General features: G+C 66.3%; 11 protein-coding genes. 1 reads left to right on the top strand and 10 read right to left on the bottom strand.

Translation table 11 applies throughout. The annotated features are described in order from the left end of the window. Positions 1–27: 27 nt before the first annotated feature. The 7 genes from ACSDHM_RS10695 to ACSDHM_RS10725 form a co-directional block, all read right to left on the bottom strand. A complete protein-coding gene (locus ACSDHM_RS10695) occupies positions 28–912 on the bottom strand; it encodes a hypothetical protein (protein WP_188240881.1) in 885 nt (294 codons plus the stop codon). Positions 913–1,022: 110 nt separating this feature from the next. After that, complete coding sequence (gene dld / locus ACSDHM_RS10700; RefSeq protein WP_088497345.1) at positions 1,023–2,729, bottom strand: D-lactate dehydrogenase; 1,707 nt, start codon at positions 2,727–2,729, stop codon at positions 1,023–1,025. After that, a complete protein-coding gene (lldD, locus tag ACSDHM_RS10705) occupies positions 2,726–3,865 on the bottom strand; it encodes an FMN-dependent L-lactate dehydrogenase LldD (protein WP_088497346.1) in 1,140 nt (379 codons plus the stop codon). The genes dld and lldD overlap by 4 nt, the downstream gene beginning before the upstream one ends. Positions 3,866–3,869: 4 nt before the next feature. Beyond that, a complete protein-coding gene (gene lldR / locus ACSDHM_RS10710; protein ID WP_012511377.1) occupies positions 3,870–4,634 on the bottom strand; it encodes a transcriptional regulator LldR in 765 nt (254 codons plus the stop codon). Positions 4,635–4,687: 53 nt separating this feature from the next. Further along, positions 4,688–6,346 carry an L-lactate permease gene (lldP, locus tag ACSDHM_RS10715; RefSeq protein ID WP_227837776.1) on the bottom strand — a complete coding sequence of 553 codons (1,659 nt, stop codon included), beginning with the start codon at positions 6,344–6,346 and terminating at the stop codon, positions 4,688–4,690. Between the two features lie 222 nt (positions 6,347–6,568). Further along, positions 6,569–7,021, bottom strand: coding sequence for an MgtC/SapB family protein (locus ACSDHM_RS10720; protein WP_005413774.1), 453 nt, complete (start codon positions 7,019–7,021; stop codon positions 6,569–6,571). Positions 7,022–7,150: 129 nt separating this feature from the next. Further along, positions 7,151–7,909 (bottom strand): SDR family NAD(P)-dependent oxidoreductase, encoded by a 759-nt coding sequence (locus ACSDHM_RS10725; RefSeq protein WP_072167469.1) that lies wholly within the window; start codon positions 7,907–7,909, stop codon positions 7,151–7,153. A gap of 320 nt (positions 7,910–8,229) precedes the next feature. Here ACSDHM_RS10725 and ACSDHM_RS10730 point away from each other — a divergent pair, with 320 nt between their 5' ends. After that, positions 8,230–9,183 carry a helix-turn-helix transcriptional regulator gene (locus tag ACSDHM_RS10730; protein WP_072167468.1) on the top strand — a complete coding sequence of 318 codons (954 nt, stop codon included), beginning with the start codon at positions 8,230–8,232 and terminating at the stop codon, positions 9,181–9,183. 120 nt (positions 9,184–9,303) lie between these two features. Here ACSDHM_RS10730 and ACSDHM_RS10735 read toward each other — a convergent pair whose 3' ends face one another. The 3 genes from ACSDHM_RS10735 to ACSDHM_RS10745 form a co-directional block, all read right to left on the bottom strand. Then, the gene (locus tag ACSDHM_RS10735; RefSeq protein ID WP_088496135.1) at positions 9,304–11,214 is read right to left on the bottom strand and encodes a CocE/NonD family hydrolase; all 1,911 of its coding nucleotides are present in this window, start codon (positions 11,212–11,214) and stop codon (positions 9,304–9,306) included. A gap of 221 nt (positions 11,215–11,435) precedes the next feature. Further along, entirely contained in the window at positions 11,436–11,822 is a 387-nt protein-coding gene (locus ACSDHM_RS10740) for a DUF4440 domain-containing protein (protein WP_088496136.1), read from the bottom strand. After that, on the bottom strand, positions 11,819–13,180 hold the full coding sequence (locus ACSDHM_RS10745; RefSeq protein WP_072167465.1) for an MFS transporter: 1,362 nt from the start codon (positions 13,178–13,180) through the stop codon (positions 11,819–11,821). The genes ACSDHM_RS10740 and ACSDHM_RS10745 overlap by 4 nt, the downstream gene beginning before the upstream one ends. Positions 13,181–13,281 lie beyond the last annotated feature (101 nt).

Below are 13,281 nucleotides of genomic sequence, written 5' to 3' on the forward strand. Positions count from 1 at the left end.
CAGTCGAGCATGGCTCGACGCTACATGTCAGGGTTCGGTATACCCCGCGCAGTCCGGCAGAGCCTGGTCGGGGTTGAACACCCCATCACTGAAGCGGAACAGCCGCGTGTAGCTGCACGCCGGGTCCTGCTCGGTGCGCAGGTCCTTCTTCTTCAGCGGGCCCTTGGCCAGCGAATCCTCGAAGCGCGAAACACCCGCCGGGAACCGGGTCGCCACGGTCTGGTAGCGCAGCACCGGCATGCCCTCGGCCACCGGATCCAGCCCGAGCTTGGCCGAGAACCCGTATTCGTCGTGGCAGGCGCCTGCGCGCTGCTTCATGTCCTGCTCGCTGAAACAGGCGCGGATCATCGCATTGCCCAGCCATGGCACGGTCAGCACGTCGTCGTCCACCTGGATGTCGTCCTGCAGGTGGCGCACGCGTGCCAACTGCAGCGTGGACGCGTCCGCACTTCCACCGGAGTACATGGTGCTGAACTTGACGATGCCGCCTACCAGCACATTCTGGCGGGCGCGCTGCTGCGGGTCGGTCACTGTTTCGTCGCTGCCCACGCCCGGCGCCAGGCGCACGATCCACGGCCACAGTGACAGGTCGGCTTCCTGCGGCACGTCGATGCTGACGTGGTAGGTGTGTGGCTTGCCCTGGCCCTGCACCTTCTCAAGCACTTCCAGCACGCTCGGCCGGTCACCCTCCTCGGCGACCGGCTGCACGCGCACGCACCAGTTGCCGTCCCGCGTGCAGTCATAAAGCCCCGACGGTCCAGTCTCACTCGCGATCAGCACCTGCCCCAGCGGTTCCATCACGTTGCCGGCGGCATCGCGCTGCTGCGGCAGGATAGAAGACTGTGCCAGCACCAGCAGCGGGGTCGCCAGCAATGCAGCGCACAGGGCGGCGCGGACGGGAATGGAAGGCATGTGCGGCTCCTGTGGCTGGGATTCCGATGGTAACCGCTACCCGGACGGCGTCGGGCCTGCCCGGCATCGCCCTTGTAGCGTCGAGCCATGCTCGACTGCCCTTTCCGTCCTCAATGCCCACTGCAATCGCAGCTGCCCCACCCCTTCGCCTTCGAGGTCTGGCCGATGCCCGGGTTGAACGTATTGCTCGGGTCCAGCTGCTTGTAGAACCCGGCCAGCGCCGGCTTGGCCGGGTACAGGTGGCCGACGTTGTGCTCGGCCGGATACTCGGCGCCACGCTGGTCCAGCAGCGCCCACATCGCATGCTCGATCGCCATCGGGTCTTCGCCCTTGCGCGCGATGTAGTCCTGATGGAACACGTGGCACAGGAAGTGCCCGTAATACAGCTTGTGCAGCAGACGGCCGTCGATATCAGGTGGTAGCTGCTCGAACCAGTCGGCGTCGTCACGTCGCAGCGCGATGTCCAGCGCAACGATGTCCTGCACCTGCTCACGATGCACTTCGCGGTAGCGCACCGCGGCACCGGCTACGGCGAAACGATGCAGGAACGCCTTGCGCCCCTCCTCGGCCGTGCAGTGGAAATAGCCGCCTTCGTGACCAGCGAAGAAATCGCGCAGCCAGGCTTCGGTTTGCGCTGCGTCCTGCGCGGACACCTTCAGCAGCAGGTGATGCTCATAGCGCTGGCGGAACTCACCCATGCGCTTGGGCAGGTGCGAGGGCAGCAGGCCGGTCAGCACCTGCATCACCCGGTCGGTCACCCCGCGCAGGCCCAGCCGTTCGAACCAGCCATCGATGCGGCTCTTCAATGCGAACGCCGCGGGCACACGAGAGGTACCGAGGCGATCAATCAGCAGGAAGCTGTCCTTGCCGTAGCGCTCGCCGATGTCATAGGCATCGCGGTGAATGTACTCGCCCGCGATCGGCAGGCGCTCGAAGCCGGTCAGCAGCTGGCGGCGGATCGCGGTGAGGCTGTCGGTGCGGTTGCTGCCGATGTAGAAGACTTCGGCGGCCTCCTTTTCGAAGGTGTCCAGGCGCACCGCGAACACCGCCAGCTTGCCCGCGGACCCGGCCGCCTCGAAGTGGCGGCTGGGATCGGCGTTGAAACGTGCGGGGGTATCGGCATCGACCTTGCGTACTTCCTCGGCATAGCGTGGATCGGAAGCCGCACGGCCGTCGCCATCGCCCACGTCGGCGGCCGTGTAGTCACCGGCCTGCAGGCGCTGCAGGATCTGCTCGGGCGTGTCACCCAGCGCGATGCCCAGATGGTTGACCAGCTGCAACTGGCCCTGCGCATCGACCTGCGCATACAGCGCCAGCTCGGTGTAGGCCGGGCCACGTCGCACCAGCGCGCCACCGGAGTTGTTGCAGATGCCGCCCAGCACCGAGGCGCCGATGCAGGACGAGCCGATCACCGAATGCGGTTCGCGACCCAGCGGGGCCAGCGTCTGCTCCAGGCGGTCCAGCGTCGCGCCAGGCAGGCACAGCACCTGCCGGCCTTCGTTCAACAACTGGATGCCGGTCAGGCGCAGCGTGCTGACCAGCACGATCGGCCGGCCATAGTCATCGCCATCCGGGGTCGAGCCGCCGGTCAGCCCGGTGTTGGCCGCCTGCAGGATGATCGCGGCGCCGCCCTGCACCGCTGCCTGCAGCACGCGCCACAGTTCCAGCAGCGTCCCCGGGCGCACCACCGCCAGCACTGGGCCATCGCCGAAGCGGTAGCCGCGACGGAAGCGCCGCGTGGCCTTGTCGCCGGTCAGTACATGGCGATTGCCGACCGCATCGCGCAACTGTGCCAGCACGGCGTCGTGGCCGCTCATGGCAGGCTGACCAGCGAATCGCGGCCGATGTCGGCGATGCGGCGCGCACCGGTCAGGGTCATCGCCACGCGCATTTCCTTGGCGATCAGGTCCAGCAGGTTGGCCACGCCGGCCTCGCCCTGCGCGGCCAGCGCATAGATGAAGGCGCGTCCCAGCAGCACGGTATCGGCCCCAAGCGCCAGCATGCGCACCACGTCCAGGCCAGTGCGGATGCCGGAATCGGCGAGGATCTTCAGGTCGCCCTGCACCGCATCGGCGATGGCCGGCAACGCACGCGCGGTGGACAGCACGCCGTCCAGCTGGCGGCCACCGTGATTGGAGACCACGATGCCATCGGCACCGAACTTCACCGCATCACGTGCGTCATCCGGGTCGAGGATGCCCTTGATCACCATCGGGCCCTTCCAGAATTCGCGGATCCACTCCAGGTCCTTCCACGAAATGGAGGGATCGAAGTTGCTGCCCAGCCAACCGATGTAATCCTCCAGCCCGGTAGGGTTGCCGCGGTAGGTGGAGATGTTGCCCAGGTCATGCGGGCGGCCGAACAGGCCCACGTCCCACGCCCAGTGCGGATGGGTGATGGCCTGGCCGATGCGGCGCAGCGAGGCATTCGGGCCGCTCATGCCCGAGTGTGCATCGCGGTAGCGCGCGCCCGGCACCGGCATGTCCACGGTGAATACCAGCGTGGTCACGCCGGCAGCCTGTGCACGCTCCAGCGCATTGCGCATGAAGCCACGGTCGCGCAGCACGTACAGCTGGAACCACATCGGCCGCTGGATGGCCGGTACCACTTCCTCGATCGGGCACACCGACACCGTGGAGAGGGTGAACGGGATGCCGCGGCTGTCGGCCGCGCGCGCCGCCTGTACCTCGCCGCGCCGCGCATACATGCCGGTCAGGCCGACCGGCGCCAGCGCCACCGGCATCGCCAGTTTTTCGCCGAACAGCTCGGTTTCCAGGCTCAGGTCGGACATGTTGCGCAGGATGCGCTGGCGCAGCGCGATGTCGGACAGGTCGGAAACGTTGCGCTTCAGCGTGTGCTCGGCATACGCGCCGCCATCGATGTAGTGGAACAGGAACGGCGGCAGCCGGCGTTCGGCAGCAGCACGGTAATCGGTGGAGGCGGAGATGATCATGGGGTCAACCGTGGGGGGAAGGCAGGCGCGAGGCCCGCGCACGCCGGGCTTCGTTGTCATCGAGGGTGCGCAGTGTGGTGTGCACGAACTCGAGGTGGGCATGCGCGGCGGCGCGCGCGCGTTCGGGGTCGCCGGCCAGCACCGCATCCATCATCTCGCGGTGCTGGTCGGACAGCGGCGAGAAGGTCCTCGCCGAGGTGTAGAGCTTTTCGCGGCTCTGCGAGATGTTGGTCTGCAGCAGTTCGAACAGCCCGCGCATCACCTGCAGCAGCACCAGATTGTGCGAGGCCTCGGCGATGGACAGGTGGAAGGCCGCGTCGGCCTCGGCTTCGCCGGTGGGGTCGTCCTTGCCGTGCGCGTCCATCATGGTCTGGAAGGCTTGTGCGATGCGCGCGCGGTCCTCGTCGGTGGCACGCAGCGCCGCATGCCAGGCGGTGGCACCTTCCAGCGCGTGGCGGATCTCCAGCACGTCGAAGCGGTATTCCGGGTCGCCCTGGAACAGCGGCAGGTACGGCGCCAGCGGTTCATCCAGCGCCTGCCGCGCGCGTGCCGCAGGCTCGGCCACGTAGGTGCCGCCACCGACCCGTGCGGTCAACAGACCCTGGCTGGCCAGCTGCGCGATGGCCTCGCGCAAGGCCGTGCGCGAGACCCCCAGCTGCACCGCCAGGGTGCGCTCGGCCGGCAGCCGGTCACCCGGCTGCAGCCGTTGTTCCTGCACCAGGCCGCGCAGCTGCGCGGCCACCTTGTCCGAAATACGTTGCGTGCTCATGGCGCCATTGTGGCCCGAAGCGCGCAGCGGGTGGTCGGCCAGCCGCGCATGGCTCAGGGAATCATCCAGGTCAGCCAGTAAGCCTGGGCCAGGGTGATCAGGCCGACCATCGTGGTGAAGATCAGGCTGTGCTTGACCGTGAAGCGGAACAGATCCGACTCCTTGCCGGCCAGGCCGACCGCCGCGCAGGCAATGGCGATCGACTGCGGCGAGATCATCTTGCCGGTGACACCGCCGGTGGTGTTGGCCGCTACCAGCAGCACGTCGGACACGCCGATCTGCTGTGCGGTGGTGGCCTGCAGTGCCGAGAACAAGGCATTGGACGAGGTGTCCGAACCGGTCAGGAACACGCCCAGCCAGCCCAGGAACGGTGAGAAGAACGGGAACGCGTCGCCGGTATGCGCCAGCGCCAGGGCCAACGTGGCAGACAGTCCCGAGTAGTTGGCGATGAAGGCGAACGCCAGCACCATGCCAATCGAGTAGATCGGCATGCGCAGCTCACGCACGGTCTCGCCGAAGGTCTGCAGCGCCGAACGGACCGGCATGCGCAGCGCGATGATGGCGATCAACGCGGCCAGGATGATCGAGGTACCGGTGGCCGAGAACCAGTCGAACTTGTAGATGGCTTCATAGCTCAGCGGCGCAGCCACGATCGGTGGCATCTTCTGCACCAGCTGGTCCAGGCCTGGCACCGGGATCTTCAGCACCCAGCCTTCCAGCGGGCCGCCCGCCGCGAACAGCGACTTGAACGGCTTGATGCTCCACAGCGTGACCATCGCGGTGAGGATCAGGAACGGCGACCATGCCCTGGCGATCTGGCCGACGCTGTGGAGCGGTGCCTCCAGCGCCTGTGCGGCCGCCTCGGCGCTGGTTTCGGTGTCGAAACGGAAGATCCGTACCGGCTTCCAGCGGCGCAGGAACAGGGTCAGGCACACCAGCGACGCCAGCGAGGCGGTGATGTCCGGCAGCTCCGGGCCGATGAAGTTGGAGGTCAGGTACTGCGCGATGGCGAACGAGCCACCGGCCACCAGCACCGCCGGCCAGGTTTCCTTGATGCCGCGCCAGCCATCCATGATCGCCATGATCCAGAACAGCACGATGATGGTCAGGAACGGCAGCTGGCGACCGGCCATCTGGCCGATCTCGAATGCATCCAGGCCGGTGACCTGCCCGGCCACGATGATCGGAATGCCCATCGCGCCGAACGCTACCGGCGCGGTGTTGACGATCAGGCACAGGCCGGCGGCATACAGCGGCTTGAAGCCCAGCCCGACCAGCAGCGCCGCGGTTATCGCCACTGGCGCACCGAAACCGGCCGCACCTTCCAGGAAGGCGCCAAAGGCGAAGCCGACCATCAGCATCTGCAGGCGCTGGTCTTCAGTCACGGACAGGATCGAGGCGCGGATGATGTCGAATTGCCCGGTCTTGACCGAAACTTTGTAGAGGAACACCGCACCGATGATGATCCACGCGATGGGCCACAGGCCGTAGACGAAACCGAAGCCGGCCGCGCCCAGCGCCTGGGGCAACGGCATGCGGTAGAACAACAGGGCCACGCCGAGTGCGATGGCCACGGTGATCGTGCCGGCCAGCCAGCCCTTCATGCGCAGCACGGCCAAGGCAACGAAGAAGAACGCGATCGGCAGCAGCGCGATCAGGCTCGACAACCACAGGTTGCCGGCGGGGTCGTACAGGTGTTGCCAGGGCTGCATGAAGACTCTCGACTGGAAACGGAAGGAGCCCACCGCAGGCGGTGGGTCGCCGTGGCCGTCGATCATTGGTATTACCATTAATGATTGCGATCAGACCACGTGCAGCGGATTTAACCGCTACTCCGACGAAGAGCCTATTAGACCATAGGGCTAGCCCTTTATTGGTCTGACCATTTGAGCCTTCATGGTGGTGCCGGCCGCTGGCCGGCAACTCGACCTTCCCTACGAGATCCGTTTCTCCAACCGCCGCATCACCGCCAGCACCAGCACGCACAGCACGCTGACCCCGATCGCGATCACGTACTTGCTGATCCCCACCGCAATCCCGATCGCCGCCGCCATGATCAGCGAACTGGCCGTGGTCAAGCCGCTGACCTGGTCCTCGCGTGAGCCGCGCAGAATGGTGCCAGCGGCCACGAAGCCGACGCAGGCCACCACCGCTTCGATCAGGCGCACCGGATCAACCTGCAGCAGGTCGCGGTAACGCTCCTGCTGGAAATGCTCGGCCACCGAGTCGCCGAGACCGACGATCAATGCCGCCGCTCCGGCAATGAGCATGTGCGTACGCAGGCCGGCGGCGTGCTTGCCCATTTCCCGCTCGACACCGAGCACACCGCCGAACAGCATCGCTGCGGCTACGCGCAGCAGGATCGAGACATCCTGGGTGAGTTCCATGGGCAGGCTCCGGAATTTTCCTGAGCGTCGCGTGGCATGCGTGGCACAGAGGTGAAGGCCCACCCCACAGTGCGTTCACCCGGTAGCGCCGGGCGATGCCCGGCGACGCCGCAACCCGCGTTCAGCGCATCACTGCGCGAGGTAGCCACCATCGATGGCGTAGTACGTGCCGGTCGCGAACGAGGCATCGTCGCTGGCCAGCCAGGCTACCAATGCGGCCACTTCCTCCGGCGTACCCAGCCGCTTCAACGCGTGCCGCCCTTCCAGCGTGGCGCGCACCTTCGGGTCCATCTTCTCCAGCAGTGGCGTGCTGATGAAGCCCGGACCCACCGCGTTGACACGGATGCCGTCAGCCGCATGTTCCCACGCTGCGGTCTGGGTCAGCCCGACCACGCCGTGCTTGGCCGCCACGTACGCAGTGGAACCGGCATAGCCCACCTGGCCCAGGATCGAGGCCATGTTGATGATGCTGCCGCCCGTGCCGGCCGCGCGCATGGCCTGGATCTGCGCACGCTGGCACAGGAACACGCTGGTGAGGTTGACATCGATCACGCGCTGCCAGCCATCGATAGGATAGTCACCGCTGGCGGCGGCCGGCCCGCTGATGCCGGCGTTGTTGACCGCCACGTGCAGGCCGTCGAGTTCCTTGATCGTGCGCTGCACCGCTGCCTCCACCGCCGCGTCGTCGGTGACGTCCAGCGCGATGCCGATGGCCTGTGTGCCGGTGCTGCGCAACTGCGCCACGGTGGCATCCACTGCATCCTGCTTGAGGTCCCAGACCGAGATACGGGCACCGGATGCGGCCAGCGTCTGGGCCACGGCCAGGCCGATGCCCGACACGCCTCCGGTCACGATCGCGGTCTTGCCGGTGAGCTGGTAGTCAATCATCTGCGTTCTCCAAATGCGGGGGTATCGAAGTGGCCTGCAACAGCCAACCTACCTACCTTACGCGCGCGCCCGTGATGGCCGGGCTGACATCGCATCTCCAGATCGTTCCAGCCATGAAACCTCAACTGCAGTTTATGTATGGAATTGCGTACGGATATGCGTGCAAAACCCCGGCGTATGTTCTTCTGCTTTTTCACTTTGGCCGTAATCGCAAATCGTTTTGACCTTATCGAAGTCAAAAGCGCGCGAATCGCGGCGACAATGGGAAACGCTTCCAGTTTCTTCGACACATTCAATTCAACCTGTGTTTGCGCAGAGCGATGTCCCGATATTTCACTTTTGCTGATTACCGCCAGTTCGGCGAACGCCATGGCTACGACTACCGGATCGAAGGGAGTGAACTGCGCGACGACCAATGGGCAGGGCGTGGCGACGTCCACGAACAGTCACTGCGCGGTGGCCTGGGCCTGATCGCCTCGGACGTGCACAACCGGTTCACCTACACGGCCACCGCTGTGCACGGTGCCGGCCTGACCATCCGCCTGATGCTTCAGGGCGAAGTGGATGTCCAGTTTCCTCGTCGCAAGGGGTTCACCCTGCGCGCCGGCACAGGCATGACCACCAGCCACCATGAACCTGTGTCGATGGCCGGGCTGCATCCCGGTGGCAGCCACCTGCGCGGGGTCAGCTTGAGCGTACCGGCCGATCTGGACGTGGACATGCTGCGCCTGCCGGCACTGCAACGGGTCCTTCATTCCCCTCTGCAGTGCCGCCACTGGGCCATTCCGCATGCCTTGCTGCCGACGCTCGCCCAATTGTTCGACAGCCCCTGGCAGGACGACATCGATGCGCTGTGGCGCGAAGGCGTGGCCCTGCAGGTGTTGGCCGTCGGCCTGCAGGCCGAGGATATGCAGACCGAGCATGTACGCACGCTGCGCGCCGGCCAGCGCGAGCGGCTGGAGCGAGTGCGCAGCTACCTGCATGACGACCCCAGCCATGCCCACAGCCTGATCGAACTGGCCCAGCTGGCCTGCATGAGCCCCAGCTCCTTGCGCCGCCATTTTGCCCAGCAATATGGAAGCTCGGTGTTCGACTACCTGCATGAGCAGCGCATGCGCCATGCCGAACAGGGCCTGCGCGAAAACGGATGGACCGTCGAGCAGGCTGCCGCCGCCAGCGGCTACCGCCACCCCAGCAACTTCGCCGCCGCGTTCCGCAAGCGCTTCGGCCTGGTCCCCAGCCGCTGGCGTACGGGCCCCTCGAAGGTGGGCTGAAGGCCCGGGCCCTGGCAGGTGTCGACCTTGGTCGACACGCTCCTGCGCCATTGCGGGTGCCGGCCAGCGGCCGGCACTACCACGTGCTACCAGGCACGGCCCGGCGTCACCCTGCGGGCCTCAATACACCGGCAGATCGATGTAGCTGGCCTGCGCCGCGCTATGCCAGACCCGCTGCGTGGCCTTCTGGTAATCGCCCGGCTTGGCCAGGTAGATGTTCGGCACGTAGGTCTGCGGATTGCGGTCGTACAGCGGGAACAGGCTGGACTGCACCTGCACCATCACCCGGTGGCCCTTCTGGAACGTATGGTTGGCGTTGGGCAGATCGAAGCGATACGGCAGCACCTGGTTGGCGGCCAGCGGCTTCGGATCGCTGAAGCTCTCGCGGTAGCGGCCACGGAAGATCGCCAGCGACACCGGCAACTCATAGCCCCCCATTTCCGGCGTCGACGCTTCCTGGTCCGGATACACGTCGATCAGCTTCACCACCCAGTCACTGTCGGTGCCACTGGTCGAGGCCTGCAGATGCACCACCGGCGCGCCGCCGATGCGCAGCGGCGCGGTCAGCGGTTCGGTGATGAAGGTCAGCACGTCCGGGCGACCATCGACAAAGCGCTGGTCCTTGACCAGCCAGGTGGTCCACATGTCGCGGTCGCCGAAGCGCACCGGGCGCGGCACGAACGGCACCGGCTTGGCCGGGTCGGACACGTATTCCTCGAAATCACCCTCGCCCGCCGCCGGTGCCTGGAACGCCAGCTTGCCCCCGGCGCGCAGGTACAGCGGCTTGCTGCTGGCGGCACACCCCTTGTCGCAGCTGCGCGGCCAGCCCTTCAAGCGGTCCCAGTGGTTTTCGCCGGTGTTGTAGATCAGCACCGGTGGCGTATCGGCCTTCGGCGCGCCATCCACCAGGTACTGGTCAAAGAAGGGCTTGAGCACGTCGCGGCGGAACTGCAGCGCGGTATCGCCGTCGAACTTCAGCGCACCCAGTTCGCTGCCGCTGTAGTTCACCTGGCTGTGTCGCCACGGCCCCATCACCAGGTAATTGCGGTTGTTGCCGCTATCGCGTCCTTCCATCGCCTGATAGGCGTGGTTGGCACCCCACATGTCCTCCTGGTCCCACAGGCCCTGCAGCCACATGGTCGGCACCTTCAGCGGTGTCTTTGCCATCACCGCGTCCAGCGCCTGGCCCTGCCAGAAGCCGTCATAGGCCGGATGCTCGACCAGCTTCTTCCACCAGGTCAACTGGTCCACGCCGGTGAAACGCGCGTAGTCGCCTGCCGAGCCGATGCGCAGGAAGGTGCTGTAGTCGTCGTAGCCGAGGCTGGGCAGCGGCGTACCCTTGCCGCGCTTCTCGGTCTGCATGGCGAAGTAGTTGAAGTTGACCTGGCGGAACGCACCGTAGTTGAGCCAGTCGTCACCCATCCAGCCATCGACCATCGGGCTCTGTGGTGCGGCCACCTTCAACGCCGGATGCGGGTCGGTCAACGCCATCACCACGGTGAAGCCCTCGTACGACGAGCCGAGCATGCCGACCTTGCCATTGCTCTCCGGTACGTTCTTCACCAGCCAGTCGATGGTGTCCCAGGCATCGGTGGAATGGTCGACTTTGGTGTTGTTCAACGGCCCGCGCAGCGGCCGGGTCATCACGTAATCGCCCTCGGAACCATACTTGCCGCGGATATCCTGGAACACGCGGATGTAGCCGCCGTCGACAAACACCTCGTCACCCTGCGGCAACAGGTCGCGCATGCGCGGCGAATCACTGCGGCTGGCGCGACCGGCAGCATCATAGGGGGTCCGGGTCAGCAGAATCGGCGCATTGTGGGCGCCCTTGGGCACCACGATCACCGTGTACAGCTTGGTGCCATCACGCATCGGCACCATCACCACGCGCTTGTCGTAGTCGCGACCGACATCCGGGGCAACGAACGGCTTGCCGCTGATATCCGGGGTCATCGGCGGGGTATCGGCGGCCAGCACGGTGCTGGACAGGCAAAGGGCAATGGCTACAGCGACGGCACGCACACGCATGGACAACCCCTCCCGGCAGGAAAGCCTCAAGCCTACTCCTGCCTGGCGCCGTGAAGTGTGCGCAGGCTTTGCATTCTTCGGTGGATGCGGGCAGGACTGATGGCACATGTGCCTGCGGTGCCGCTGCGCTCGTCGGCGAAAGGTAGTGCCGGCCGCTGGCCGGCAACCGCGTAACGCGCCCAGGATCATGAAGTTGCCGGCCAGCGGCCGGCACTACCCGATCAGGCTGCCGTTACTTCATGCAACGCCAGCCAACGCCAACGGCCGTCTTCCTGCCGCAGCACGGCCAGTGCTTCACGCCAGGCCATCCCACCTTCAGCAACGCCCTGCCCTTCACGGTAGCGCAGCATTGCCAACGGTGCCGGCACCGCAATGAACTGCAGGGCATCGACTTCGATACGCAGGCCCGGGCGGGCACCGTGGCCGCCAGCGAACATGCCGGCCAGTGCTTCGCGGTCCAGGCGCTGCCCAGCAATACCGACCATGCTGAAGTCGGTGCAGAAATGATCCATCAGCGCATCCAGCGTACTGGCGGCTGCTTCCGCACGAAACCAGGCCTGCAGCTTGGCGATCAGATCATGGAACTCGTTCTCTGCGGTCATCATCATTGCATTGTCTCGGGTTGGGAAAGAGAGATCGATTGCGGACGGCGCAGCAGCGTCATCGGCAGCAGCGTCATTGCAGCGGCCAAACCCAGCGCCACGCTGGTGGCGCGTTCCGGCAGCCATTGCATGGCCAATGCCAGCAGCAGTGCGATGGCGGCGGTGCCGAGGCAGAAGCTGAGCTGGCGGTTGAGGTTCCAGAGTGCACTGGCATCGCCCAACGCCTCACCTTCCACGCCATGGAAGGCCAGCGTCTGCGCGGTGCTGCTGCACAGGCTGCCGCCGGCGCCCATCAACGCGAACAACAATCCGGCCAGCACGAAGGCCGGCTGCGGCAGCAGCGCCATCAACAACAGGCCGCTGGCCTGCAGGAGCATGCCGGCGCGCAGTACCGCGGCCGGACCGAAGCGAGCCAGCAGGCGCTTGCTGGCCATGATCGCGATGGCCGCAGCCAGCGCCCAGGGCAGCATCAGCGCGCCGATGCGTGCCGCGCTGTAACCGGCGTGGTGCAATTGCAGGGTACTGACCAGTTGGCTGCCGATGAACACACCGGGTACGGCGAGATACACCAGCATCGCCAGCCGCAGCCCGCGATGGGACAGCAGCGACCAGCGCAGCAGTGGCTGCGCCTGCCGACGTGCATGTCGCAGGTGCGTCGCCGCCAGCAACAGCGCGGCCAGCAGCAACACGGCACCTGCACCGCGATGTCCCGATTCGCCCAGCCAGGTCAGCGCCAGCAGCAGCGCACCCAGCGCCAGCATCGCGGTGGACAAGGCATAGGCCTGCAGGCGCGGCGCACTGCGCGCGCCATCGGCCGGCATCCAGGCCAGCACCAGACCGATGACCGCTACCGCCAACGGCAGGCTGGCCCAGAGCACACCGCGCCAGGACAGCCACTGCACCAGCAGCCCGCCCAGCGCCGGCGCCAGTGCTGGCACCAGCAGCGCCACCAGCAGGATGCGGCGGGTCAGCGCGCCACGTTGGTCGGGCGTGCATTGCCGGTACGCTGCGGCTTGCGCCACGGGAATCAGCAGGCCACCGGCCAGGCCCTGCAGCAGGCGCCAGCCGAGCAGCCAGCCGATTCCTGGCGCTGCGCCAGCCAGCACAGCGGCGACCGCGAACAACAGCAACGCCGCCAGCAGCAAGCGACGCTCGCCACAGCGTGCGGCCAGCCACGGCGCCAGCGGAATCACCATGCTCAGGCCCAGCATGTACGCCGTGCCGACCCAGGCCAGGGTGCTCACGTCGGCGTGCAGCTCCGCTGCCAATGCCGGATAGGCCACCGTGGCGATGAACATATTGACCAGATCCAGGGCGAATACCAGCAGGAAGATCGCCTCATGGCGCAGGCGGGGGGACGGCATCGGCGGCGCTCCAGCGAGGAAGCAGCCAGCATGCCGCCCGGACCCCATTGGAAAAACACGACGGCAGCTGCAACACTGTCAAATCTGTTTTGACAATGAAT

It is taken from the genome of Stenotrophomonas sp. T8, assembly GCF_051853085.1.
Classification (GTDB): Bacteria; Pseudomonadota; Gammaproteobacteria; order Xanthomonadales; family Xanthomonadaceae; genus Stenotrophomonas; species Stenotrophomonas sepilia.

Coding starts and splice junctions, on each gene's coding strand:
- ACSDHM_RS10695 (WP_188240881.1), bottom strand. CDS start 912: ATGCCTTCCATTCCCGTCCGCGCCGCCCTGTGCGCTGCATTGCTGGCG.
- dld (WP_088497345.1), bottom strand. CDS start 2,729: ATGAGCGGCCACGACGCCGTGCTGGCACAGTTGCGCGATGCGGTCGGC.
- lldD (WP_088497346.1), bottom strand. CDS start 3,865: ATGATCATCTCCGCCTCCACCGATTACCGTGCTGCTGCCGAACGCCGG.
- lldR (WP_012511377.1), bottom strand. CDS start 4,634: ATGAGCACGCAACGTATTTCGGACAAGGTGGCCGCGCAGCTGCGCGGC.
- lldP (WP_227837776.1), bottom strand. CDS start 6,346: ATGCAGCCCTGGCAACACCTGTACGACCCCGCCGGCAACCTGTGGTTG.
- ACSDHM_RS10720 (WP_005413774.1), bottom strand. CDS start 7,021: ATGGAACTCACCCAGGATGTCTCGATCCTGCTGCGCGTAGCCGCAGCG.
- ACSDHM_RS10725 (WP_072167469.1), bottom strand. CDS start 7,909: ATGATTGACTACCAGCTCACCGGCAAGACCGCGATCGTGACCGGAGGC.
- ACSDHM_RS10730 (WP_072167468.1), top strand. CDS start 8,230: ATGTCCCGATATTTCACTTTTGCTGATTACCGCCAGTTCGGCGAACGC.
- ACSDHM_RS10735 (WP_088496135.1), bottom strand. CDS start 11,214: ATGCGTGTGCGTGCCGTCGCTGTAGCCATTGCCCTTTGCCTGTCCAGC.
- ACSDHM_RS10740 (WP_088496136.1), bottom strand. CDS start 11,822: ATGATGATGACCGCAGAGAACGAGTTCCATGATCTGATCGCCAAGCTG.
- ACSDHM_RS10745 (WP_072167465.1), bottom strand. CDS start 13,180: ATGCCGTCCCCCCGCCTGCGCCATGAGGCGATCTTCCTGCTGGTATTC.